Annotated in this window: 26 protein-coding genes and 1 pseudogene; 17 read left to right on the top strand and 10 right to left on the bottom strand. The window is 71.3% G+C overall.

From position 1 onward, the window contains the following. Positions 1–84 (bottom strand): annotated as a pseudogene (locus ABT004_RS29750) (Rrf2 family transcriptional regulator); the annotation flags it as partial. Between the two features lie 133 nt (positions 85–217). Here ABT004_RS29750 and ABT004_RS29745 point away from each other — a divergent pair. The 9 genes from ABT004_RS29745 (at position 218) to ABT004_RS29705 (ending at position 7,542) form a co-directional block, all read left to right on the top strand. Continuing rightward, complete coding sequence (locus tag ABT004_RS29745; protein WP_351342827.1) at positions 218–955, top strand: SDR family NAD(P)-dependent oxidoreductase; 738 nt, start codon at positions 218–220, stop codon at positions 953–955. Between the two features lie 71 nt (positions 956–1,026). Beyond that, positions 1,027–1,158, top strand: a complete 132-nt coding sequence (locus tag ABT004_RS29740) for a hypothetical protein (protein WP_351342825.1) — start codon at positions 1,027–1,029, stop codon at positions 1,156–1,158. A 284-nt stretch (positions 1,159–1,442) separates the two neighbouring features. After that, entirely contained in the window at positions 1,443–2,252 is an 810-nt protein-coding gene (locus ABT004_RS29735) for a HipA family kinase (protein WP_351342823.1), read from the top strand. Beyond that, entirely contained in the window at positions 2,249–2,632 is a 384-nt protein-coding gene (locus ABT004_RS29730) for a DUF3037 domain-containing protein (protein WP_351342821.1), read from the top strand. Before ABT004_RS29735 ends, ABT004_RS29730 begins: the two co-directional genes overlap by 4 nt. Before the next feature lie 158 nt (positions 2,633–2,790). Further along, on the top strand, positions 2,791–3,552 hold the full coding sequence (gene fabG, locus ABT004_RS29725; protein WP_351342819.1) for a 3-oxoacyl-ACP reductase FabG: 762 nt from the start codon (positions 2,791–2,793) through the stop codon (positions 3,550–3,552). Between the two features lie 17 nt (positions 3,553–3,569). Further along, a complete protein-coding gene (locus tag ABT004_RS29720) occupies positions 3,570–4,337 on the top strand; it encodes an SDR family oxidoreductase (protein WP_351342817.1) in 768 nt (255 codons plus the stop codon). A 162-nt stretch (positions 4,338–4,499) separates the two neighbouring features. After that, positions 4,500–6,077, top strand: a complete 1,578-nt coding sequence (locus ABT004_RS29715) for an ABC transporter substrate-binding protein (RefSeq protein ID WP_451193324.1) — start codon at positions 4,500–4,502, stop codon at positions 6,075–6,077. A 94-nt stretch (positions 6,078–6,171) separates the two neighbouring features. Then, on the top strand, positions 6,172–6,855 hold the full coding sequence (ung, locus tag ABT004_RS29710) for a uracil-DNA glycosylase (RefSeq protein WP_351342815.1): 684 nt from the start codon (positions 6,172–6,174) through the stop codon (positions 6,853–6,855). A 141-nt stretch (positions 6,856–6,996) separates the two neighbouring features. Then, positions 6,997–7,542: a hypothetical protein gene (locus ABT004_RS29705; RefSeq protein WP_351342813.1), complete on the top strand. Its 546-nt coding sequence runs from the start codon at positions 6,997–6,999 to the stop codon at positions 7,540–7,542. A gap of 183 nt (positions 7,543–7,725) precedes the next feature. Here ABT004_RS29705 and ABT004_RS29700 read toward each other — a convergent pair whose 3' ends face one another. Continuing rightward, the gene (locus ABT004_RS29700; protein ID WP_351342811.1) at positions 7,726–8,325 is read right to left on the bottom strand and encodes a TetR/AcrR family transcriptional regulator; all 600 of its coding nucleotides are present in this window, start codon (positions 8,323–8,325) and stop codon (positions 7,726–7,728) included. Here ABT004_RS29700 and ABT004_RS29695 point away from each other — a divergent pair. Next, positions 8,324–8,767: an FAD-dependent monooxygenase gene (locus tag ABT004_RS29695; protein ID WP_451193321.1), complete on the top strand. Its 444-nt coding sequence runs from the start codon at positions 8,324–8,326 to the stop codon at positions 8,765–8,767. The genes ABT004_RS29700 and ABT004_RS29695 overlap by 2 nt on opposite strands. Continuing rightward, entirely contained in the window at positions 8,764–9,666 is a 903-nt protein-coding gene (locus ABT004_RS29690) for a Gfo/Idh/MocA family protein (protein ID WP_351342809.1), read from the top strand. Before ABT004_RS29695 ends, ABT004_RS29690 begins: the two co-directional genes overlap by 4 nt. 101 nt (positions 9,667–9,767) lie before the next feature. Here ABT004_RS29690 and lnt read toward each other — a convergent pair whose 3' ends face one another. Beyond that, positions 9,768–11,336: an apolipoprotein N-acyltransferase gene (lnt, locus tag ABT004_RS29685; RefSeq protein ID WP_351342807.1), complete on the bottom strand. Its 1,569-nt coding sequence runs from the start codon at positions 11,334–11,336 to the stop codon at positions 9,768–9,770. Positions 11,337–11,443: 107 nt separating this feature from the next. Continuing rightward, complete coding sequence (locus ABT004_RS29680; protein WP_351342805.1) at positions 11,444–11,920, bottom strand: nuclear transport factor 2 family protein; 477 nt, start codon at positions 11,918–11,920, stop codon at positions 11,444–11,446. 100 nt (positions 11,921–12,020) lie between these two features. Here ABT004_RS29680 and ABT004_RS29675 point away from each other — a divergent pair, with 100 nt between their 5' ends. Both ABT004_RS29675 and ABT004_RS29670 read left to right on the top strand, forming a co-directional pair. Then, positions 12,021–12,689 (top strand): hypothetical protein, encoded by a 669-nt coding sequence (locus ABT004_RS29675; protein WP_351342803.1) that lies wholly within the window; start codon positions 12,021–12,023, stop codon positions 12,687–12,689. Between the two features lie 69 nt (positions 12,690–12,758). Further along, positions 12,759–13,499: an SDR family NAD(P)-dependent oxidoreductase gene (locus ABT004_RS29670; protein WP_351342801.1), complete on the top strand. Its 741-nt coding sequence runs from the start codon at positions 12,759–12,761 to the stop codon at positions 13,497–13,499. Between the two features lie 23 nt (positions 13,500–13,522). On the opposite strand, the gene ABT004_RS29665 is transcribed toward ABT004_RS29670, so the two are convergent. Then, positions 13,523–13,696: a hypothetical protein gene (locus ABT004_RS29665; RefSeq protein ID WP_351342799.1), complete on the bottom strand. Its 174-nt coding sequence runs from the start codon at positions 13,694–13,696 to the stop codon at positions 13,523–13,525. A 128-nt stretch (positions 13,697–13,824) separates the two neighbouring features. Then, positions 13,825–14,676, bottom strand: a complete 852-nt coding sequence (locus ABT004_RS29660) for a helix-turn-helix transcriptional regulator (RefSeq protein WP_351342798.1) — start codon at positions 14,674–14,676, stop codon at positions 13,825–13,827. A gap of 101 nt (positions 14,677–14,777) precedes the next feature. Here ABT004_RS29660 and ABT004_RS29655 point away from each other — a divergent pair, with 101 nt between their 5' ends. After that, a complete protein-coding gene (locus tag ABT004_RS29655) occupies positions 14,778–15,485 on the top strand; it encodes an SDR family NAD(P)-dependent oxidoreductase (protein WP_351342796.1) in 708 nt (235 codons plus the stop codon). A 12-nt stretch (positions 15,486–15,497) separates the two neighbouring features. Here ABT004_RS29655 and ABT004_RS29650 read toward each other — a convergent pair whose 3' ends face one another. The 3 genes from ABT004_RS29650 to ABT004_RS29640 form a co-directional block, all read right to left on the bottom strand. Beyond that, a complete protein-coding gene (locus tag ABT004_RS29650; RefSeq protein ID WP_351342794.1) occupies positions 15,498–16,418 on the bottom strand; it encodes an NADP-dependent oxidoreductase in 921 nt (306 codons plus the stop codon). A 120-nt stretch (positions 16,419–16,538) separates the two neighbouring features. Beyond that, positions 16,539–17,414: an undecaprenyl-diphosphate phosphatase gene (locus ABT004_RS29645; protein ID WP_351342792.1), complete on the bottom strand. Its 876-nt coding sequence runs from the start codon at positions 17,412–17,414 to the stop codon at positions 16,539–16,541. Between the two features lie 156 nt (positions 17,415–17,570). Next, positions 17,571–18,560 (bottom strand): ArsR/SmtB family transcription factor, encoded by a 990-nt coding sequence (locus ABT004_RS29640; RefSeq protein WP_351342790.1) that lies wholly within the window; start codon positions 18,558–18,560, stop codon positions 17,571–17,573. A 181-nt stretch (positions 18,561–18,741) separates the two neighbouring features. Here ABT004_RS29640 and ABT004_RS29635 point away from each other — a divergent pair, with 181 nt between their 5' ends. After that, positions 18,742–19,971, top strand: coding sequence for an MFS transporter (locus tag ABT004_RS29635; RefSeq protein ID WP_351342788.1), 1,230 nt, complete (start codon positions 18,742–18,744; stop codon positions 19,969–19,971). Here the strand turns inward: ABT004_RS29635 and ABT004_RS29630 are convergent. After that, the gene (locus ABT004_RS29630) at positions 19,901–20,614 is read right to left on the bottom strand and encodes a TVP38/TMEM64 family protein (RefSeq protein WP_351342786.1); all 714 of its coding nucleotides are present in this window, start codon (positions 20,612–20,614) and stop codon (positions 19,901–19,903) included. The genes ABT004_RS29635 and ABT004_RS29630 overlap by 71 nt on opposite strands. Before the next feature lie 87 nt (positions 20,615–20,701). On the opposite strand from ABT004_RS29630, the gene ABT004_RS29625 reads away from it, so the two are divergent. Both ABT004_RS29625 and tuf read left to right on the top strand, forming a co-directional pair. Beyond that, complete coding sequence (locus ABT004_RS29625; protein WP_351342784.1) at positions 20,702–21,409, top strand: DNA alkylation repair protein; 708 nt, start codon at positions 20,702–20,704, stop codon at positions 21,407–21,409. Between the two features lie 280 nt (positions 21,410–21,689). Continuing rightward, on the top strand, positions 21,690–22,862 hold the full coding sequence (gene tuf, locus ABT004_RS29620) for an elongation factor Tu (RefSeq protein WP_351342782.1): 1,173 nt from the start codon (positions 21,690–21,692) through the stop codon (positions 22,860–22,862). Positions 22,863–22,966 lie beyond the last annotated feature (104 nt).

Genomic DNA, 22,966 nt, shown 5'->3' with positions numbered 1-22,966 from the left:
GGCGACCTCGTGGCCCTGGCGCTGGTAGAGGCCGATCCAGGCCAGCGCGTGGGCGGCGATGGTCAGCCTGCTGTTGGCGCTCATGGGCTCCTCCTCTCCTCTTAGCCGCAACGAGTTATGTTACGACAGTGAAGTCGTAACAACTATAGTTGCAACAAGTTGTCGTAACTATTAGCGTTGCGACTGTCGGGGGCAGTCAATCAACGAGGTGAGAAGAATGAGTAAGTCACTCACGGGCAAGGTTGCCGTGGTTACCGGGGGTAGTGGCGGCATCGGATTCGCGACCGCACGCGCATTCCGCGACGAGGGCGCCAGGGTTTTCATCACCGGTCGCCGCAAGGACGCGCTCGACGCCGCGGCCGCCGAACTCGGACCCGCCGTAACTGGCGTGGTCTGTGATGTTTCGGTGCCCTCGGACCTCGACGCGTTCTACAGCACCGTGCGCGACCAGGCCGGCCACATCGACGTGCTGGTCGCCAACGCCGGCATCGGCACCGCAGCTCCGTTCGGCGAGGTGACCGAGGAACTGATCGACTCGCTGTTCGCCACCAACGTCAAGGGAACGATCTTCACCCTGCAACTAGCGCTGCCGCTGCTCAGTACAAACGCTTCGGTGATCCTGACGGGATCGACCGCCGGGACACGGCCTGACCCGGGACTCGAGGTCTACGGAGCGACGAAGGCCGCGGTCCGCAATCTGGCCCGCGGTTGGGCCCACAGCTCGCGCGCGCATGGCTTTCGGGTCAACGTCGTATCCCCGGGTGGTACACGCACCCCTGGCCTGCTTGAGCTGGTCCCGCCCGAGGTTCTCGAGCAAGCAGAAGGTGAAGTCCCTCTTGGCAGGCTCGCCGAACCCGAGGAGATCGCCGCCGTGACGACGTTCCTTGCCTCGGACGCGTCGAGTTTCGTCAATGGTGCCGAGTTCTTCGCCGACGGTGGTTACGCGCAGGTGTGAGTGCTCTCTTCATGGAAGGGCCGGACTCCGAGACCCTCTAGGCCCTGGTCGGCTCGTTGTCCCTGCAACGCATGGGTCACCTCGAAGAGCTTCCAGCGGCGACCGCTGAGGCTGGCGTCATCCCGCTGCGCGCGAAGGGTGCGAAGCAATGGGAGTGGGTGGCTGCGCCGAAGGACGGCTTCCGTGTGCTGCGGCACACCTAGGCTTCGGCCATGTCGGAGGTGGGGGAGTCCGTGGTGACGCTGGCGCGATGGCTCGGACACTCGTCCCCTGGTGTCACGCTTCGTTACTATGCTCACTTGATGCCGAAGGCGGGGAGTAAGGGGCATGCCGCCATCGATGGGCTGCTGGGGAGTTTGGGGCACGAGGATGCCGGACGGAACTCCCCAGATTCTCCCCAGGGCTGATCTGGGGGCCTCTGTCGGGGGCGCGCCAAACTTGAGCCTGTCATGGAATGTAAGGCAATCGAACCATGGAGCCTTCGAAAGTGTTGACACAGGTCGCCGCGACCCGCTACGTCACCCCATTGCGGGAAGGCGGGTCGCTTCCCGGTCTCGTCGAGGGTGACGATCTCGTCCCGTACGCCATGAAGTTCACCGGCGCGGGGCAGGGGCGAAAGACGCTCGTCGCCGAGGTGATCTGCGGCCAGTTGGCGCGCGCGCTCGGCTTTCGTGTACCGGGGCTCGTCACGCTCGACCTGGACCCGGTGATCGGCCTCGGCGAGCCCGACCAGGAGGTGCAGGAGCTGCTCAAGCGGAGCGGCGGCACCAACCTCGGCATGCGGTTCCTGCCGCGGGCGCTCGGCTTCGACCCCCTCGCGTACGTCGTCGATTCGGTGGAGGCGGGCCGGATCGTCTGGTTCGACGCGCTGATCAACAACGTCGACCGGTCCTGGCGCAACCCCAACATGCTGGTCCAGGGCGGCGAGCTGTGGCTCATCGACCATGGCGCGAGCATGATCTGGCACCACAACTGGCGCGGCGCGGCGGCCTGGGCGGCCAAGCGGTACGACGCCACCGACCACGCCCTCGCCCCGTTCGGACCCGATGTCGCCGCGGCCGCCGCCGAACTCGCCCCGCGCGTCACGGAGGAACTGCTCGCGCGGGCCGCCGCCGACGTGCCCGACGTGTGGCTCGCCGACGAGCCGGGGTTCGACGACCCCGACGCGGTGCGGCGGGCGTACGTCGAGCTGCTGGCGGAGCGTGCCGCCACCGTCCACGAGCGCATCGACCTGCCGCGCGGCGCAGCCCGGACCGCGCCAACGACCGGCTGGGTGACCGAAGGAGCGGACCAGTGAGCGAGCGCGACGTCTTCGAGTACGCCCTGCTGCGCATCGTGCCCAGCATCGAACGCGGGGAGCAGATCAACGCCGGTGTCGTCGTGTACTGCCGCGCCAAGTCCTTCGTCACGGCCCTCACCCACCTCGACGAGAAGCGGCTGCTCGCGCTCGACCCCGAGGCGGACGTGACCGGCGTGCGCGCCGTCCTTGCCGCCGTGGAGCGGCACTGCCGCGGGGGAGACGGCGCGGGGCAGGCGGCCGAGGACGACGCCGGGCGGCGCTACCGCTGGCTCGTCGCGCCGCGCTCGACCGTGGTGCAGCCCGGCCCCGTGCACACCGGACTGACCGCGGACCCGGCCGCCGAGGCGGAGCGCCTGCTCGACCTGCTGGTGCGCTGAACGCGCGGGGTCAGGGCTCGCTAGTGATCAGCGGCACCTGGTGGGCACGTTGACACCGGGTGTCAGGGCTTCTAGCGTCACACGCACAGGGTACTAAGCGGTTGCTCACCCGCACCGGGCGGAGCGGCCGCACCTCTAGGGCGAGGAGACCGAAGAGCATGTCCACCACTGAGCAGCGCGTAGCGATCGTCACGGGAGCCGCGCGCGGCATCGGCGCCGCCACCGCGATCCGTCTGGCCGAAGAGGGCCGCGCCGTAGCCGTGATCGACCTCGACGAGGCCGCCTGCAAGGACACCGTCGAGAAGATCACCGCCGCCGGTGGCAAGGCCCTTGCCGTCGGCTGCGACGTCTCCGACGAGGCGCAGACCGAGGCCGCCGTCGCGCGCATCGCCGAGGAGCTCGGCGCCCCCACGATCCTCGTGAACAACGCGGGCGTGCTGCGCGACAACCTGCTGTTCAAGATGAGCGCCAATGACTGGGACACGGTCATGAACGTGCACCTGCGCGGTGCGTTCCTGATGTCCAAGGCCGTCCAGAAGCACATGGTGGACGCCAAGTTCGGCCGCATCGTGAACCTGTCGTCGTCCTCGGCGCTCGGCAACCGCGGCCAGGTCAACTACTCGGCCGCCAAGGCCGGCCTGCAGGGCTTCACGAAGACCCTCGCCAAGGAGCTCGGCAAGTTCGGCGTCACCGCCAACTCCGTGGCGCCCGGCTTCATCGTCACCGACATGACGGCGGCCACCGCCGAGCGCGTCGGCATGGGCTTCGAGGACTTCCAGGCCGCGGCCGCCACCCAGATCCCGGTGCAGCGCGTGGGCCGTCCGGAGGACATCGCCAACGCCATCGCCTTCTTCACCGGTGAGGCGGCCGGCTTCGTCTCGGGCCAGGTCATGTACGTGGCCGGCGGCCCGCTCAACTGAGGCCGGGGGACACGGACATGACCACTTCTGAACTCCCGGAGCCCTCCGGCAGGGTCGCGCTCGTCACGGGCGCGAGCCGCGGCATCGGCTACGGCATCGCCGAGGCCCTGATCGCGCGCGGCGACCGCGTCTGCGTCACCGGACGCGGCGAGGACGCCCTCAAGGAGGCCGTCGAGCAGCTCGGTTCCGACCGCGCCATCTACGTAGCGGGCAAGGCGCACGACGAGGCGCACCAGGCCGCCGCCGTCGAGCGCACCATGGAGGCGTTCGGCCGCGTCGACTTCCTCGTCAACAACGCCGGTACGAACCCGGTGTTCGGCCCGATCGCCGAGCTCGACCTGAACGTGGCGCGCAAGGTCTTCGAGACCAACGTCGTCTCCGCGCTCGGCTTCGCGCAGCAGACGTGGAAGGCGTGGCAGAAGGAGAACGGCGGCGCGATCGTCAACATCGCGTCCGTGGCGGGCGTCTCCGCCTCGCCGTTCATCGGCGCGTACGGCATCAGCAAGGCCGCCATGGTCAACCTGACGCTCCAGCTGGCGCACGAGTTCGCGCCGGTGGTGCGGGTCAACTCGATCGCCCCGGCGGTGGTGAAGACCAAGTTCGCGTCCGCCCTGTACGAGGGCCGGGAGGCCGAGGTCGCGGCCACGTACCCGATGGGCCGGCTCGGTGTGCCGGCGGACATCGGGGGCGCCGCCGCGTTCCTCACCTCCGAGCAGTCCGGCTGGATCACCGGACAGAACCTCGTGGTGGACGGCGGCAAGTTCCTCAACGCCGGCGTCGAATAGGCCCCGGGGCCGGCCCGCCCCTGGGTGAGATTCCGGGCGTTGCGCGACAACGTTCCACAAAGGGCCCCGCTCGTGAAGTGCCCCGTCGTTTCAAGCAGTTGAACCGGCGGGGCGCTGCGATATTGTCTGCCGACCTGGCACGGCTGATCGAGGAGCGAGCGCGTGTTCAACCGTTTCCCTGCCCCTCGTGTGTGGGCGGCATTCGCGTCGATGACCCTGCTCACCGGATGCGGGCTGATGAATTCGGGCGAGGATTCCGACGAGCGGCCCATCGTCGTGGGCACCACCAGTGTGCCGAGCACGCTGGACCCCGCGATGTCCTGGGACGGCTCGTGGGAACTGTTCCGCAACGTCTACCAGACGCTGGTGTCGTTGCCTTCGGGCGCCGCCGAACCGCAGGCGGACGCGGCCGAGTGCCGATTCGAGGACTCCGCCAACCGCGTCTACCACTGCGAGCTGCGCGAGGACATGAAGTTCTCCAACGGGGAGGCGCTCGACGCGAAAGCCGTGAAGTACTCCATCGACCGGGTCCGCAGGGTCGGTGGGGGCGGCGGGCCCGCGGGGCTGCTGGGCAGCCTCGACCGCGTGGAGACGCAGGGTGATCGTGGCGTAACGTTCCGGCTCACCAAGCCGGACGCCACCTTCCCGTTCGTGCTCTCCACTCCCGCCATGTCGATCGTCGACCCCTCCTCGTATCCCGCGAAGTCCGGGCGCACGGACGGCAAGGTGATGGGTTCGGGGCCGTACACGCTCACGTCGTACGCCGACGGCCGCAAGGCCGAACTCGTGCGCAACGACAACTACCAGGGCTTCGCGGACCGCAAGAACGACGCGGTGACGATCCGCTACTTCAAGACGTCGTCCGCGATGGTCGGCGCCCTGAAGACGAAGAAGATCGACGCGACCTTCCGTGGTCTCGCGGCCGACGACATCGTGGACCTCCAGGACAAGCAGGGCGCGGGCGACCTGCAGCTCGTCGAGGGCGCGGGCATGGAGATCAGCTATCTCGTGTTCAACCCCAAGGACCCGTGGGCGGGCAAGAGCGCGGTGCGCCGGGCGGTCGCCCAGATCGTCGACCGCGGGGCGATCGCGGAGAAGGTGTACGCGAACACCGTGGAACCGCTGTACTCGATGGTTCCCAGGGGCCTCGCGGGCCACACCACGGACTACTTCGACGAGTTCAACGACCCGAGCTCCGCGAAAGCGGCCGGGATCCTTACGAAGGCGGGCATCAACGCTCCTGTCCCGCTCACGCTCTGGTACGCCTCCGACCGCTACGGCTCCGCGACCGCGCCCGAATTCGCCGAGATCAAGCGGCAGTTGGAGGCGTCGAAGCTCTTCAAGGTCACGCTCAAGAGTCGTCCCTGGAAGTCGTTCGAACAGGGATACAAGAAGGGCGAGTATCCGGTGTTCGGGCGCGGCTGGTTCCCCGACTTCCCCGACGCGGACAACTTCATCGCACCCTTCGTGGGCGAGAAGAACGCCCTGAGCACGCCGTACGTCTCGCCCGAGATCACCGACAAGCTGCTTCCGCAGTCCCGCAAGCAGCGCGACCGGGGCGTCGTGGTGCGGCAGTTCGAGCAGGCCCAGCACATCATGGTGCGGGACGCGCGGCTGCTGCCGCTGTGGCAGGGCAAGCAGTTCATCGCCGCGAGCGAGGAGATCTCGGGCGGCGAGCGGGCCCTCGACCCGTCGACGATCATGATGATGTGGGAGCTGCACCGCAAGACGAGCTGGTGACCCCCGTCCGTGCTGGGGCGGGCGCGGATTGTCAGTGGGCGCCGGTAGGTTTCTGGGTGTTGAAGCACAGGCCCGTACCCCGGAGGTTGTTGACGTGACCGACACCGCGATGCTGCCCGAATCCTGGCGCGGCGTCCTCGGCGGCGAACTGCAGAAGCCCTACTTCAAGGAGCTCACCGAGTTCGTCGAGGAGGAGCGCGCGAGAGGTCCCGTCTACCCGCCGCGCGAGCAGGTCTTCGCCGCGCTCGACGCGACGCCCTACGACAAGGTGAAGGTGCTCGTCCTCGGCCAGGACCCGTACCACGGCGAGGGGCAGGGGCACGGACTGTGCTTCTCGGTGCGGCCCGGCGTGAAGACGCCGCCCTCGCTGCGCAACATCTACAAGGAGATGCAGGCCGAGCTCGGCACCCCGATCCCCGACAACGGGTATCTGATGCCGTGGGCCGAGCAGGGCGTGCTGCTGCTCAACGCGGTGCTCACGGTGCGGGCCGGTGAGGCCAACTCGCACAAGGGCAAGGGCTGGGAGAAGTTCACGGACGCGGTGATCCACGCCGTCGTCCAGCGGGCGGACCCGGCGGTGTTCGTGCTGTGGGGGAACTACGCGCAGAAGAAGCTGCCGCTCATCGACACCGGGCGGCACGCGGTGGTGAAGGGCGCGCACCCCTCGCCGCTGTCGGCGCGGAAGTTCTTCGGCTCGCAGCCGTTCACGCAGATCAACGAGGCGATCGCCGCGCAGGGCCACCCGCCGATCGACTGGACCGTTCCGGACCTGGGCTGAGCCCGGGCGGGCCCGGCCCGGCCCGGCTCGCGGGGGACGCGCTTGAGCTGGATTGTCAGTGCCGCCGGTTAGCGTCGTCGGATCGGACATCGTGGTCGGGCGCGCGCGGGGCGTGCCGGGCGGCCGGGCTTGGAGGAGACAGTGGCACAGCAGCGTGAACAGGCGTCGGACGACGCCATGATGAGCCGCATCGGGCAGGCGGTCATGCTGCATCACGGCGGTGACCGCGAGGAGGCGCAGGAGCGCTTCCTCGGCCTGTGGGCGGAGATCGGGGAGGCCGGCGACCCGCTGCACCGCTGCACGCTCGCGCACTACATGGCCGACACGCAGGACGAGCCGTCGGACGAGCTGGCCTGGGACCTGCGGGCGTTGTCCGCCGCGGATTCGCTCACGCAGGAGCGGCTCGCGGAGCACGAGTCGTCGCTGGCCTTGCAGGCGTTCTATCCGTCGCTGCATCTCAACTTGGCGGCGGACTATGTGAAGTTGGATCGGCCCGGGGCGGCTCGCAGTCACCTGGCGCGGGCGCGTGCGGTGGCGGGGGCGTTGGGGGATGACGGGTATGGGGATGGGGTGCGGGCGGCGCTTGCGCGGTTGGAGGAGCGGGTGGGGTTGATGGGGGCGGGTGTGGTGGAGCCGGGGGAGGGGGGCGGTGGGGAGCCGTTGGGGCCGCAGCGGAGTGGGGCGTAGGCGGGAGGTTCGCACACGTCGCGGGGCTCTGCCCCGGACCCCGCTGCTCAATCGCCGCAGGGGCTTGAAATGCCTGCTCAATCGTCGCAGGGGCTTGAAATACCAAGCCCCGCGGGGGCTTGAAAGGCGAAGCCCCGCAGGGGCTTGAAAGGTCTGCTCAATCGCCGCAGGAGCTTGATCGGCTCACCCGCCGCAGGGGCTTGATTGGGGGAGCATTCCTTGGAGCAACTCCCGGTAACCTTGGCGTAGTTGGGGCAAGGTCGGGGTGGTTGTGTGGAAGGAGCCTGCCACGCAGGAGAACATGATGCCTTCCGTCCATGCCACCAGGGACAGGGTGTGTCGTTCGGGGGAGGGTGAGCCCGCCGCTCGGAGCAGGTTGGTGAGGGGGGCGCGGAACTGGCGGCCCGTCTCGTCGAAGAAGGTGCGCAGCTCGGGCCTGCGGGTCGCCTCCAGGGCCAATTCGTAGCGGCAGACGAGCATCTGCGGGTGGCGGGTGAGGTAGCGGTGCAGGGCGAGTGCCATGCCGTCGACCAGGGAGGCGAGGTCGTCCGAGGGGGGCGGTAGTTCGTCGATCGAGAGTACTCGTCCCTCGTGCACGGCGAGCCGCCGCACCGCCGATTCCAGGAGGGCGAGGCGGGTGCGCGCGTGGTTGGAGGTCGAGCCCTGGGGCAGCCCCGCCGCCTCGTCGACCGCGCGGTGGGTCAGCCCGCGCATGCCGCGCTCCGCGAGCAGCGCCAGGGCGGCGTCGGCGATTCGGTCGGCGCGGGAGAGGGGGAGGTCCATGGCGGCAATCTACGGCCGCGTCGCCCTGCTCGGCGACGCCGCGCACGCCATGGCGCCGACCCTCGGCCAGGGTGGCAACCAGGCCATCGAGGACGCGGTCGTCCTCGCCCACCGTGCCGCGCCCGACGCCCCGCTCGATCTGTCCGACTACACGGCGGCGCGGCTGCCCCGTACGACGGCGATCGCGCGCAAGGCGATCACCGTCAGCCGGATCAACCTCACCGCGAACCGGCCCCTGATCGCCCTGCGCAACTCGGTGATCCGCGCCGTCGGCGCGCTCGGTCCGGGCTTCCTGCTGCGCGGCATGGACGGCATCGCGGACTGGTGCCCGCCCCGGCGGGAGCCCGGTGTCAGTGCGTCCCCGTATGCTGCCCGGACCCGGAAGGGCACCGGCACGGCAGCCCGGCCGTCGCGGGAACAGGACAGGAGCACACAGACGTGAAAGTCGGCGTCATCGGACTCGGAGACATCGCCAAGAAGGCGTACCTGCCGGTGCTCGGCGCGCAGCCCGCGCTCGAACTGCACCTGCAGACGCGGACGCCCGCGACGCTGACCGAGGTCGCGGACCAGCTCCGCGTGCCCGCGTCGCAGCGCCACGCCGACCTCGACGCGCTCCTCGCGCAGGGCCTCGACGCGGCGTTCGTGCACGCGCCGACCGTCGCCCACCCGGAGATCGTCACGCGGCTCCTGGAGGCGGGCGTCGCGACGTACGTCGACAAGCCGCTCGCCTACGAACTCGCCGAGTCCAAGCGGCTCGTACGGCTCGCCGAGGAGCGCTGTGTGAGCCTTGCCGTCGGCTTCAACCGCCGTTACGCGCCCGGGTACGCGCAGTGCGTCGAGCACCCGCGCGAGCTGATCCTGATGCAGAAGAACCGTGTCGGGCTCCCCGAGGAGCCGCGTGCGATGGTCCTCGACGACTTCATCCACGTCGTCGATACCCTGCGCTTCCTCGTGCCGGGGCCGGTCGACGATGTCACCGTGCGTGCCCGCGTCGAGGGCGGTCTGCTGGAGCATGTCGTCCTCCAGCTCGCGGGTGACGGTTTCACCGCGCTCGGCGTCATGAACCGGTTGAGCGGCTCCACCGAGGAGATCCTCGAGGTGTCGGGGCAGGATTCCAAGCGGCAGGTGTTGAACCTCTCTGATGTGGTCGATCACAAGGGGCAGCCCACGGTGCGGCGGCGTGGGGACTGGGTGCCGGTCGCTCGCCAGCGGGGGATCGAGCAGGCCGTGCTCGGGTTCCTTGACGCGGTGCGGGCGGGCAAGGTGCTGAGCGCGCGGGACGCGCTCGCCACGCATGAGTTGTGTGAGCAGGTCGTGCGTGAGGTGTCGCGGCGGGTGTGATTCAGCGGGGCTCGAGCGCATCGTCCAGGCGGCGACGGCGTTGCGGACTCGGGGCTCCGCCCCGGACCCCGCTGCTCAATCGCCGCAGGGGCTTGATTGGCTCACCCGCCGTAGGGGGTTGATCGGCTCACCCGCCGGAGGGGCTTGAGAGACAGGCGCCGTGTGGCTTCGGTTGCCGCGAGCAGTGTCAGCACCGTGACCGCCCCGTGTACCGGCCAGGCGCCGAAGCGGACGTACAGCGTCGTGCCCTGTGCGGTTGGTATGTCGTAGACGTGGGCCGTGTTTGCCGAGGTGGCGAGCCAGGCGCCGGCGCGGGTCCCGTCCGGGCCGTATACCGCGGAGACTCCGGTCAGGGTCGCGTGCACCATCGGGCGGCCCGTTTCCGCGGCGCGGACCGCGGCGAGCGAGGCGTGTTGTTCGGGGGCCCAACTGTGCTGGAACGTCGACGTCGAGGACTGCGCGAGCAGTACCTGCGCCCCGTCCCGCGTCAGCTGTCGCGTCATGTCGGGGAACGCCGACTCGAAGCAGACCAGCGGCCCGACGCGCAGCGTTCGCTCACCGTGGCGCACGTCCATCACGACCTGCCGCGTGCCCCGCATCCGGTCCTCGCCCGCCGCCTTGCCGACCGAGGTGGCCCAGCCGAGGAGCTCGCGCGCGGGCACGTACTCGCCGAAGGGGACGAGCCGCATTTTGTCGTAGTGGTCGCCGGTGAGGCCGTTCCTGCCGACGAGTACGGAAGTTTTGTATATGCCTTGGCCGGAGCCGTCGGCGGCTCGGCGTCGTGCGTCGACGTTGACGAGGATCTCCGCGTCCACCTCGCGGGAGAGCGCGGCGAGCCGGCGGGCGAGGTCGGGGCGGCGCGGCAGGTCGTAGCCGACGCTGCTCTCGCCCCACACCACGAGATCGACGTCCCGGTCCGTCAGTTGACGGGTCAGCCGCACCTCCCGGTCGAAGCGGGACTTGATGCTGCCGAGGCCGTCGACCACGCCCGGCTGCACCACCGCGACCCGGGCCCGCCCGTCCGTCTCGGGGCGCGGCGCCCACACCCACGCGACCCCGGTGACCGTGACCGTCGCGACAAGCCCCGCCACCGCCGGAGCGCGGGCGCCGCGCGCGACGAGGAGGAGCGTCACGCCGGTGTTCACGGCCACCACGAGCAGGCTGAGCAGCCAGACGCCGCCCACCGACGCGAGCCGCAGCGCGGGCGGCACCTGCCACTGGCTGGAGCCGAGCAGACCCCACGGGCCGCCCAACCCCTCCCAGGAGCGGACCAGTTCGACCATCAGCCATCCCGAAGGGATGGCGAGGAGCGCGATCGCCGACTGCCCCGGCGTCGGCCGGCCGTGCAGAAGGCGGCGCAGCAGCCAGCCCCACGGCGCCCACAGCGCGCCGAGCAGCGCCGCGAGGACGAGCGTGAACACATGCAGGCTCGGCAGCAGCCAGTGATGCACCGCGAGCATGAACCCGAGCCCGCCGAGCCAGCCGTCCAGCGCCGCCCGGCGCGGCGTGCAGGACGAGCGAGCGAGCAGCATCCACGGGACGAGCGCGACGTACGCGAACCACCACAGGGAGGGCGCCGGGAACGCGAGCGCGGGCAGGGCGCCCGCGCCGGCCGCCGCGGCGCCGCGCCACCACCGTGACGTGTCGAGCCGCTGCCGCCACCCCTCCATGCGCCGCGCCTCCCGCCTCGTACTGGTACGGCCATCGCCTCGCGCCTACAGTGTGCGCGCCGACGACGATCAACGACAGTGGGCGCCGGGCAGGGGGCGGCGGCGGGTCAACTGCCCGCGGCGGCCCGCTCGGGAACGCGGCGCCACTTCTCGTAGACCGTCACCCGGCGCAGCCGCCAACCGACGGACGTACGCACGAGGTCGAAGGCGTACCGGCCGCCGCAGATGAAGTCGGGGGCCGTCGAGTCGCCGTCGCCCGCGAAGCGCATCGGGTTGAAGTAGTCGGCCCGGACGCGGCCCGTGTCGCCGATGTCGCGGTCGACGGTGTCGAAGCGGACCCGGCGGTTCACGATCAGGTGCTGGCGCATCGGGAACAGCTCCATCGTCGTCGACAGCCACTGCGCGATCTCCGCGGCGCTGCCCTCCACCCCGCCCGCCTCCCGGTAGTCGGCACGGCCCTCCGGTTCGAACAGGCCGCGGTACGCCGGCCAGTCGCCGTCGTCCACGGCCGCGGCGTAGTCCGTCACCAACTCGTCGACGGCGAGGCGGTCGAGGACGGTCGCGAGTTCCACACGCTGCGTCATCGGCTCAGTCTCGGGCCCGGGGCGCACGGAACCAAGAGGCGTGCGCCGCCGGGTCGAAAACTCCTGGGGCGTGCGCCGCGTGCGCTGTTACCGTCGCGCCATGCCTGCTGACCCGAACACGCAACTCCCGGCCGGGGCGCCAGGCCCCGTCACGGCGGACGACGTCGTCCAGGCCGTCGAGCTCGCGGTCTCCGCACTGCGCACCGCGCCCGAAGCCGACTGGAACGCCCCGGCGGGCCCGCTCGCGTGGACGTGCTGGGAGACCGGCGAGCACCTCGCCGACGACCTCTTCTTCTACGCCGCGCAGATCGGCTCGCTGCGCCCCCTGGCGGACGACTACGTGCGCTGGGGCGGCGGCCGGCGCCGGCCCGAAGGGCCGGAGAACACCCTTACCGTCGATCTCGAAGCGGGCCCGTGCGCCATGCTCGGCGCCCTGGAGGCGGGCGGCGGCATCCTCGCGGCGGTGGTGCGCTCGACCCCGGCGACCGCCCGTGGGTTCCACGTCTTCGGCGCCTCCGACCCCGAGGGCTTCGCCGCGATGGGCGTCGTCGAGACGCTGGTGCACGCGCACGACCTGGCGCTCGGACTCGGCATCGCGTTCGAGCCGCCGGCCGACCTGTGCGCGCGCACGCTGCACCGCCTCTTCCCCGACGTCCCCGCTGACACCGAGCCCTGGGCGACGCTGCTGTGGGCCACGGGCCGGGGCGACCTGGAGGGCATGGAGCGGCGCGGGAAGTGGCGTTGGTACGGTGCCCCCGACGCGGCATGATCTTCGTCCGCGTGGCCACATCCCGGCCTGCCTGGTCAGGGGGCCCGTACTTCTGACCAGGAGGCTCCCTTGAACCGCCCCATCACGCTCGTCACCGGCGGCAGCCGGGGCATCGGTGCCGCCACGTCCGTGCGACTCGCGCGGGAAGGCCACGACGTCGCGCTGTCCTACGTGAGCGACAAGGACGCCGCCGAGCACACCGCCGAGGCCGTGCGCGAGGCAGGCGCCCGCTGTGTCGTCGTGCGGGCCGACACCTCGCAAGAGGCGGACGTGGAGCGGATGTTCGACGAGGCGGGTGCGCACCTCGGGCCGCTCACCGGCCTGGTGAACAACGCGGGCGTCACCGCGCCGGTCGGCCCCTTCGCCGAGGCGCGCACCGAGGACTTCCGCCGCGTCCTCGACGTCAACGTCCTCGGCGTCCTGCTGTGCTGCCGCCGCGCCGCGCGCGACATGACGGAGGCGGGCGCGGGCGCCATCGTGAACGTGTCCTCCGGAGCCGCCACCCTCGGCAGCCCCGGCCAGTACGTGCACTACGCCGCGTCCAAGGCGGCCGTGGACACGATCACCCTCGGCCTCGCCCAGGAACTCGGCCCGGTGGGGGTGCGGGTCAACGGCGTCGCGCCCGGCATCATCGACACCGAGATCCACGCCACCAGCGGGATGCCCGACATCGCGCGCGAGGCGGCTCCCGGTATCCCGCTGCGGCGCCCGGGGACGGCCGAGGAGATCGCGGGGGCGATCGCCTGGCTGCTGTCACCGGACGCGTCGTACGCGACGGGGACCGTGGTACGGGTGGCAGGGGGCCGCTGAGCGGGCCGGGGTGTGGAGGCGGTTCAGGCCGCTTCCACGATCTCCGCGCGCACCGCTTCGGCCCACTCCGTGACCAGCAGCGCGTACTCGGCGCGCTGCTCTCCGGTGAGCCGGCCACCGGTGCGCAGCCACAATCCGCGGATCTGCTCGTTGACTTCCGAGGCAGACCGCACAGGACCAGAATTGACGGACGGCATGTGCCAAAGGCTACGTGCGGGCCGCCCGGTTGGGAACCCTGAGCGAGCGTTACTGAGCACCAAGTGACCAATGCTGTAAAGGAGTCGGTGGAGCTCCTGGTCGCGCGTCCCTCGTCACGTGTGCCGGGTCACGCGTCCACCGGCGTCGGCAGCGCCGTCGTGGCGAGCAGCGTCAGGCGGTCCGCGTCCGCGGTGCCGGGCTCGGCCGTGTAGAGCATGACGCGCAGATCGTCGCCCGCCACCGTGAGAATGTCGCAGTCCAGCGTCAGCGGGCCGATCTCCGGGTGGTCGACCGTCTTGCGTGCGGCGGCGTGCCGGCCGACCGCGCCCGAGTCCCACAGTTCGGCGAAGCGCGGGCTGCGTGTGCGGAGTTCGTCGACGAGCGTGTGCAGGCGCGGGTCCAGCGGGTAGCGGCTCGCGGTCGTACGCAGGTCCGACACCACGGCCGTCTCCATGGCCTGCCGCTCATCGGAGGTCAGGCGGACCCGGCTCGTCGGCCCGAGGAACGTCCACCACACCGCGTTGCGCCCGAAGCCGCCCCACTCAGGGCGCTCGCCGAGCAGCGCCGTGTACAACGGGTTCGCGAGCAGCAGCGTCCACGCCGCGTCGAACACGGCGGCCGGTGTCCCGGACAGCCGGTCCAGGAGCCGCCGCACGCTGGGGGTGAGCCGGCCCGGCACCGTCTCGAGCCCCGGCGGCGCGAGGCCCGCGAGGCGGAAGAGGTGCTCACGCTCGGTGTCCGTCAGCCGCAGCGCGCGGGCCAGCGCCTCCACGACCTGGTCGGAGGGGTGGGTGGCGCGGCCCTGTTCGAGCCGGGTGACGTAGTCCGCCGAGATCCCCGCGAGCAGCGCCAGCTCCTCGCGGCGCAGTCCCGCGGCCCGCCGCGGCCCCACGGCGGCGATCCCCGCGGCCTCCGGCGGGACCCGGTCCCGCCAGCGCCGTACCGTGTCACCGAAAGCGCCGAGCTCCGCATGTGCCATGCCACCACTGTGCCGCGTCCGGCCCGGATCTTCCTGGTATCGCCGGTCCCAGGAAGACGGGACGGCTGGTCGCGGGGCCGCCACCGGCGCAGCCTGGACGCATGACCACCACACTGATCACCGGCGCCAACAAGGGCCTCGGCCGCGAAACCGCCCGCCGTCTCGTCGAGGCCGGCCACACCGTCTACGTCGGCGCCCGCGACCCCGAGCGCGGGCGCCGCACGGCGGAGGAGCTCGGCGCACTGCACGTCGTCATCGACATCACCGACGATGTCTCCGTCGCGGCCGCCGCGAAGACGGTCGAGGCCGAGGGCGGCCTCGACGTACTGATCAACAACGCCGGCATCGAGGGCCGCACCGACGGCAACGGCATCGTGCTCCCGGCCGACGAGACCGTCGACACCCTGCGCCCGCTGTTCGAGACGAACGTCTTCGGCACCGTCCGTGTCACCCACGCGTTCCTGCCGCTGCTGCGCCGCTCCGCCGCCCCCGTCGTCGTCAACGTCAGCAGCGGCCTCGCCTCGCTGGCCGGTGCCACCGACGCGGGGAACCCGGCGGCCGGTTACCCCGGCCTCGCCTACCCGGCCTCCAAGACCGCCGTGAACATGCTGACCGTGCAGTACGCGAAGGCCTTCCCGGAGATCCGGATCAACGCCGTTGAGCCCGGCTTCACCAGGACCGACCTGAACGGCAACACGGGCGTCCAGAGCGTCGAGCAGGGCGCCGAGATCATCGTGCGGATGGCGCGGGTCGGGGTCGACGGGCCGACGGGTACGTACGTCTCCGCGGAGGGGCCCCTGCCCTGGTGAACCCGTGTACCCCTATGGCCGGAGCGTGATCTTTCCGTGGGTGTGCCGTCGCTCCAACTCGCGGAAAGCGTCCTGTACTTGCTCCAGCGGGTAGGTGCGGGCGATCGGCACCTCGAGTTCGTCGCGCGCGGCCAGCCGGGCCAGTTCGCCGAGGACGACCGCGCTCGCCGCCGCGCCCTCCCCGTAGGTCCGGGCGCCGACCCGGCCCGCGACCGCCCAGTCGCGGATCGTGTTGATGCGTTCGGGCCGCACCCCCAACTCCACGGCGAGCTCGACGTATCCGGTGCCGTACGTGTCGATGAACGCGTCGACGCCCCGGCCGCCCGCGGCCTCCCGGATCCGCTCCCGCACCCCGTCCCCGTACGCGACCGGGACCACGCCCTTCTCCTTCAGCCAGCCGTGGTTCGACTCGCTCGCGAGGCCGATGACGGTGACGCCGTGCCGCCGCGCGAGCTGGACGGCGATCGACCCGACGCCGCCCGCCGCGCCGGACACCGCGACCGTGTCGCCGGGGCGCAGGTCCACGGCCCATACGCAGGCGTACGCGGTGGCCCCGGCGACGGACAGGGATCCGGCCACGTCCCAGGAGAGCCCGGCCGGCCGGTGCACGAGGTGCACGTCGTCGACGACGACGTACTCGGCGTGGCTGGCCCGCCGGTGCGTGAACCCGACGACCTCGTCACCGACCCCGAAGTCCCGTACGTGCGAGCCGACTTCGACGACGACCCCCGCCAGATCGCTGCCCTGCCCGGACGGGAACGTGGCGGGCCAGCGCTCGTGCAGGAACCCCGTCCGAATGCTCACCTCACCGGGCTGGATCCCGGCCGCCCGCACCTCGACCAGCACCTGGTCGGCGGCCGGTACGGGCCGCGGCACGTCCTCGACCCGGAGCACATCGATCCCGCCGTACTCGTGAAACCGCACCGCTCGCATCCCGCGTCCACCCGTCCGAATCGGCCCAACTGTGATGTGGGGCACAACACTTGGGGCGCTCGGTCTCTTCCCGGGGTCTGTTTCTTACCGGGACCAGCTCAGCTTCTTACCGGGACCCGCTCAGCCCGCCGACTCCGCCGCGTGCGGGCTCAGCACGCCCATGCTCACCAGCACGAACAGGGCGATGCCCAGCGCGATCCGGTAGTACACGAACGGCATGAAGCTGCGCGTCGAGATGAACCGCATCAGCCAGGCGATCACCGCGTAGCCGACGCCGAAGGCGATCAGGGTCGCGAAGACCGTCGGCCCCCAGGAGACATGGCCGCCCTCGCTCGCGTCCTTCAACTCGAAGACGCCGGAGGCCAGGACCGCCGGGATCGCCAGGAGGAAGGAGTAGCGGGCCGCGGACTCGCGGGTGTAGCCGAGGAACAGGCCGCCGCTGATGGTGGCGCCCGAGCGGGAGACGCCCGGGACGAGGGCGAGTGCCTGGCACAGGCCGTAGATCAGGCCGTCCTTGACCGAGAGGTCCTTCAGTTCCTTGCGGGTGTGGGCCACGCGGTGTCGGCCGCCCGTCTCGTCGCGGGCCGCGAGCCGGTCGGCGATGCCGAGGACGACGCCCATGACGATCAGCGTCGTCGCGGTGAGCCGCAGATCGCGGAACGGGCCCTCGATCTGGTCCTTGAGCGTCACGCCGAGCACCCCGATCGGGATCGAGCCGACGATCACCAGCCAGCCCATTTGCGCGTCGTGGTCGCCCCGACTCGCCTTGTCGGTGAGGGACTTGAACCATGCCGAGACGATCCGCGCGATGTCCTTGCGGAAGTAGATGACGACCGCGGTCTCGGTACCGAGCTGGGTGATCGCCGTGAAGGCGGCGCCGGGATCGTGCCAGCCCGCGAACGCGGCCGTGAGACGCAGATGGGCGCTCGACGAGACCGGCAGGAACTCCGTGAGCCCCTGGACGAGCCCGAGGATGAATGATTCGAACCAGGACATGAGGTGGGTACGCGATCCAGGTGCTCGACGGAACCGGCCGCGAACGCGGGCCGGGCGGGGCGGCGCGAACTCCCGTCACATCGGGCCCGGGGGGTCGCGTCGGGCAGAGTAGCGTTCGAAAGTGACGGGAGCGCCACAACGGAGTGAGCAGAGCCTTTACAGGCCCGGCCGCCCGGCCCGAAGGAGCGTGTCCCCCGGCGGCGTACGAACGTAGAGCACCGAGCGGCCCGCCCTGCGCCGCTGTACGAGGCCGGCTTCGTGCAGCACCTTCAGGTGGCGGCCCACCGAGCCGAGGCCCTGGCCGGTGAGGGCCACCAACTGGCTGGTCGTCAGGGGCTGTTCGAGGAGGACGAGGACCTGGGCGCGGGCCGTGCCGAGCAGCGCCGCGAGTCCGCCGGGCGGGGTCGACCTGTCCGCATCCGCGAGGGCGCCCGCGCAGGGGTAGATCACGGCGTACCGGTCGACCGTGGGATCCGGTTCCGGCCATGACACCCAGCCCTGCTTCGGGGTGACCGGGACGAACAGGAGTTGGGTGCCGGCGATGTTCCGTGGCGGGTGGTCGTGGGCGTTGATGCGGAGTCGGCCCTCACCGAGCCAGCCCATCGTGGGGCGCATCCCGCCGAAGGCCGCCGCCCAGCCACCACGCGTCAACTCCCTTGTCCGGGCGAGGAGATCGGCCTCGATGATCCGGCGGCGGCGCGGCCACTCCGGCAGAACCGTCTCCCGCCACACCCATGCGAGCAGGTCCGCGGCGCGCTCCGCGAGGTCGTCGGCGTGGGCGAGTGGGTCGGGCAGCGGGCCCGGTGAGGAGACCGCGAGGTCGGCGCGGACGGCCGCCGGCGGCGTGGCGCGGATCCGCGCGAGGCCGTCCGCCAGATCGTCCTCGTGGACGCCGTCCGGCGTGGGCGTCATGAAGTCGGCGATCCAGCGCGCCCCGAACGCGGCGTCCAGCAGCAGCGCGGTCGTCGGCTCGGCGGCGAGCCGTGTGCGGTAGGCGGGCAGGTGGGTGTCCAGCCAGCGCCGCTCGCCGGGGTGCGCGGCGACGGGAGCCGCCAGCTTCCTGAGGCTCGCGGTCACCTCGGCGAGCCGCGACACGACGAACCTACTCCCCGCGAGGGTGTCGGCATCCACCTGCCAGATCCCCATGACTCCGCCCCTCGTCTCCAGTTGTCTCCGCAGGCTTCGCGAGTCCCTGTGTCGCGAGTCCCTGTGTCGAGAGTCCCTGTGTCGCGAGTCCCCGTTTCGGGAGTCCCTGTTTCGGGAGTGCTGGTTTCGCTGGTGCGCGAAAGATTAACGCCCGGCTCGCCGCGCCCCGCAGCCTCCCCGCATGGACACCTACCGGGATCTGTTCCGTGCGCCCGAATACCCCGCCCTCTTCGCCACCGTCTCGCTTCAGGTCGCCGGGCAGACGGTCAGTGGGCTGGCCCTCGGGTCGCTCGTCTATGCCTCGACCGGGTCGCCGCTGCTGTCCGCGCTCGCCATGTTCGGGCCCTCGTTGGCCCAGGTCATGGGCGCGCTCACGCTGCTGTCCGCCGCGGACCGGGTGCCGCCGCGCGCCGCCCTCGTCGGGCTCGCGCTGTTCCTCGGACTCGCCACGGCGGCGCAGGCGGCGCCCGGTCTACCGACGGCGGCGGCCCTCGCGCTCGTCCTCGTCCAGGGCGTGCCTTCGGCGCTCGGCGGCGGCGTCCGCTACGGCCTGCTCACCGACATCCTCGCCCGCGACGGTTACCTGCTCGGCCGGTCGGTGCTCAACATGAGCGCCGGTGTCTGCCAGATCCTCGGGTACGCGCTGGGCGGGCTGCTCGTCGCCGTGCTGTCGGCGCGCGGCACGCTCCTCGTCGCCGCCGGGCTCTACGTGCTCGCCGCGGTCGTCGCGCGGTGCGGGCTGTCCCGGCGTCCGGCGCGCGCCGCCGGGCGTCCGTCCCTGCGGGAGACCATGCGCGGCAACACCGCCCTGTGGTCCTCCGTCCCGCGCCGCTACGTCTATCTCGCGCTGTGGGTGCCCAACGGGCTGATCGTCGGCTGCGAGGCCCTGTTCGTCCCGTACGACACCGGGCACGCGGGCGTGCTGCTCGCGAGCGCCGCCCTGGGCATGCTCGCCGGGGACATCCTCACCGGCCGCTTCCTGCCGCCCCGATGGCGGGCCAGGCTCGCCGCACCGCTGCGACTGCTGCTCGCCGCCCCGTACCTGGTGTTCGCCCTGCGCCCCGCCCTGCCGTTCGCCGCGGCAGCGGTCGCCCTCGCCTCCGTCGGATTCTCGGCGAGCCTGCTGCTGCAGGAGCGGCTGGTGGCGCTGACCCCGGAGCACCTGAGTGGACACGCCCTCGGGCTGCACACCGCGGGCATGCTGACCATGCAGGGAGTGGGCGCGGTGCTCGCGGGCGCGCTGGCCCAGGCGACCTCTCCCGCGACCGCGATGACCGTGCTCGCCGTGGCCTCCGTCGCGGTGACGCTGCGCCTCGGCAGGGGGCTCAAGGGGGAGCCGGTCAGTCCGACTTCTGCTTCCCCAGGTGGTGACGCTTGCACCACGCCACGACCGCGCCCGCGCACCCCGTGACGACGATGAAGCCCATAGCGATCAGGAAGATGGGCGACGTCGGCGTCGAGGCGCGGGCGCCCGCCACCACGTACGCCGCCGTGTTCGGGATCGAGCCGAGCGCCGTGGCGAGCAGGAACGGCACGATGCTCATCTTGGAGATCGACGCGCAGTAGTTCGCCGCCCAGAACGGGACGCCGGGGAAGAGCCGCGCCGCCAGCATCGACCGGAAGGCGTGCTCGCTGAGCTGCCCGTCCGCCGCCTTCAGCCAGCGCCCGCGCACCAGCGGCCGCAGTGCGTCCTGGCCGAGCAGCCGGCCGAGCAGGAAGGCGAGCCCGGCGCCGAGCACCGTCCCGCCGATCGCGCCGAGCAGCCCCAGCTGGGAGCCGAACAGGGCGCCCGCCGCCAGGTTGAGCAGCGGTCTCGGAACGAACGCGACCGTGCACACCCCGTACGCCACCGCGAACAGGACGACCGCCGCCGCCCCGTTCACCTGCGGCGGCCAGCCCTGCGTGATCAGCTGCTGCGGCTCGAAGAGCAGCACGCACGTCGCGCCCGCGGCCAGCAGCAGCACCAGCAGCGAAAGCCGCGACCAGGGCGACAGCACGGCCTGGCCCAGGCGGGCGGCGAGCCCGGCGGGACGGGCGGGGACGGTCTCGAACATCCGGGGAGACTAACCGAACCCCACATAAGATCGCCGTAGGTTGTGTCTCACTTTCTCGACTCTTGCCCCAGTTGCGAGGAGCGTCACGTGATCGTCAACGCGCCGCCGCCGAGCGTTCTCGCGGACACCCTCCTCGCCCGGCTTCCGGAGGTGTACGGGGCCGCCGCCGATCCCGAGCGGGCGGCGCAGATGCGCGCGTACATGAAGGATGTGGCCCCCTTCCTCGGCCTCACGTCCCCCGTGCGCCGGGAGCTGACCAAGGCCGCGCTCGACGGGACGCCGCGCCCCGACGAGAGCGACCTCACCGCCGTCGCACTGCGCTCCTGGGCCCTGCCCGAGCGCGAGTACGCCTACTTCGCGATCGACTACCTGCGCCGCCACGTGCGACACCTCACGTCCGGCTTCCTGCCTGTCACACGCGAACTGGTCACGACCGTGCCGTGGTGGGACACGGTCGATCACCTGGCGGCGCACATCGTCGGCGGCCTCGTCGCGGCCGACCCGAAGCTGCGCGCCGACATGGACGCCTGGATCGAGGACGAGAACCTCTGGGTGGCGAGGACCGCGCTCCTGCACCAGCTCCGCCACAAGGACGCCACCGACACCGGCCGGCTCTTCGCGTATTGCCTTCGGCAGTCCGGACACCCCGACTTCTTCATCCGCAAGGCGATCGGCTGGGCGCTGCGCGAATACGCCAAGACCGACCCCGACGCCGTACGGTCCTTCGTCGCCGCCCACCGGGACGTCCTGGCGCCGCTCTCGGTGCGCGAGGCACTGAAGAACGTAGGCGGATAACTCCCGCTCGGGGCACGGAAAACCATTCGACCCGCGACGTCCGGTCGGCGATGATCTGTCTCATGTTCCGGCACGCCACCCTCGCAGCTACGTCCGCAGTCGCGGACGCAGCTCTGGCTGCCGTTCTCCTGGCTGCCGCCGCAGCAGACGGCGCGCGAAGCTGACCCTCTCCGGATATTCCGGCGGACCCCGCAGGGGGAGGGTCGGTCCGGTTCAGGGGTCCCCGCCTCCCGCTTGGAGGCCAGTGCTTTTCTGAAGTTCCCGAAGGGACCTCATCGCCATGCCCAAGACGGCATACGTGCGCACCAAGCCGCACCTCAACATCGGCACCATGGGACACGTCGACCACGGCAAGACCACCCTCACCGCCGCCATCACCAAGGTCCTCGCCGAGCGCGGGGCGGGCACGTTCGTACCGTTCGACCGGATCGACAAGGCGCCCGAGGAGGCGCAGCGCGGCATCACCATCAACATCGCGCACGTCGAGTACGAGACCGACACCCGGCACTACGCGCACGTGGATATGCCGGGCCATGCCGATTACGTCAAGAACATGGTCACGGGCGCCGCCCAGCTCGACGGGGCGATCCTCGTCGTCTCGGCGCTCGACGGGATCATGCCGCAGACCGCCGAGCACGTGCTGCTCGCCCGGCAGGTGGGCGTCGACCACATCGTCGTAGCGATCAACAAGGCGGACGCGGGAGACGAGGAGCTCACCGACCTGGTCGAGCTCGAAGTGCGCGAGCTGCTGTCCACGCACGGGTACGGCGGCGACTCCGTGCCCGTCGTACGGGTCTCCGGGCTCAAGGCCCTTGAGGGGGACCCGCGTTGGACGGCGTCGATCGAGGCGCTGCTCGACGCGGTGGACACGTACGTTCCGATGCCGGAGCGGTACGTGGACGCGGCGTTCCTGCTGTCCGTCGAGAACGTGATGACCATCAGCGGGCGCGGCACGGTGGTGACCGGCGCGGTCGAGCGCGGCCGCGTGCGGGTCGGTGACCGGGTGCGGGTCTACGGGGCCGGTGACGTCGAGACCGTCGTCACCGGCGTCGAGACCTTCGGCAAGCCGATGGAGGAGGCGCAGGCGGGGGACAACGTGGCGCTGCTGCTCCGTGGTGTGCCGCGGGACGCGGTGCGGCGCGGGCACGTCGTCGCCGAGCCCGGCACGGTCGAGCCCGCGCGGCGCTTCACCGCGCAGGTGTACGTGTTGTCGGCGGCGGAGGGTGGCCGCTCGACGCCTGTCGTCACCGGGTATCGGCCGCAGTTCTACCTGCGTACGGCGGACGTCGTCGGGGATGTCGACCTCGGGGAGGCGGCGATTGCTCGGCCCGGTGAGACCGTCGCCATGACGGTGGAGCTGGGGCGGGACGTGCCGCTGGAGGCCGGGCTCGGGTTCGCGATCCGTGAGGGTGGGCGGACCGTGGGGGCGGGGACGGTTTCAGCGGTGCTGTGAGAGTGAGCGGGGGCCGGGGTCGGGCCGAAAAGGCCGGGGCTCTGCCCCGCACCCCGCTGCTCAAACGCCGCAGGGGCTTAAATAGGGGCGTGAACGCACCCGAG

This window comes from Streptomyces sp. NPDC002790, from assembly GCF_040295505.1.
Lineage (GTDB): Bacteria > Actinomycetota > Actinomycetes > Streptomycetales > Streptomycetaceae > Streptomyces.
Note: the sequence above shows the minus strand (reverse complement) of the source record. Positions and strands in the feature narration are given on the sequence as shown.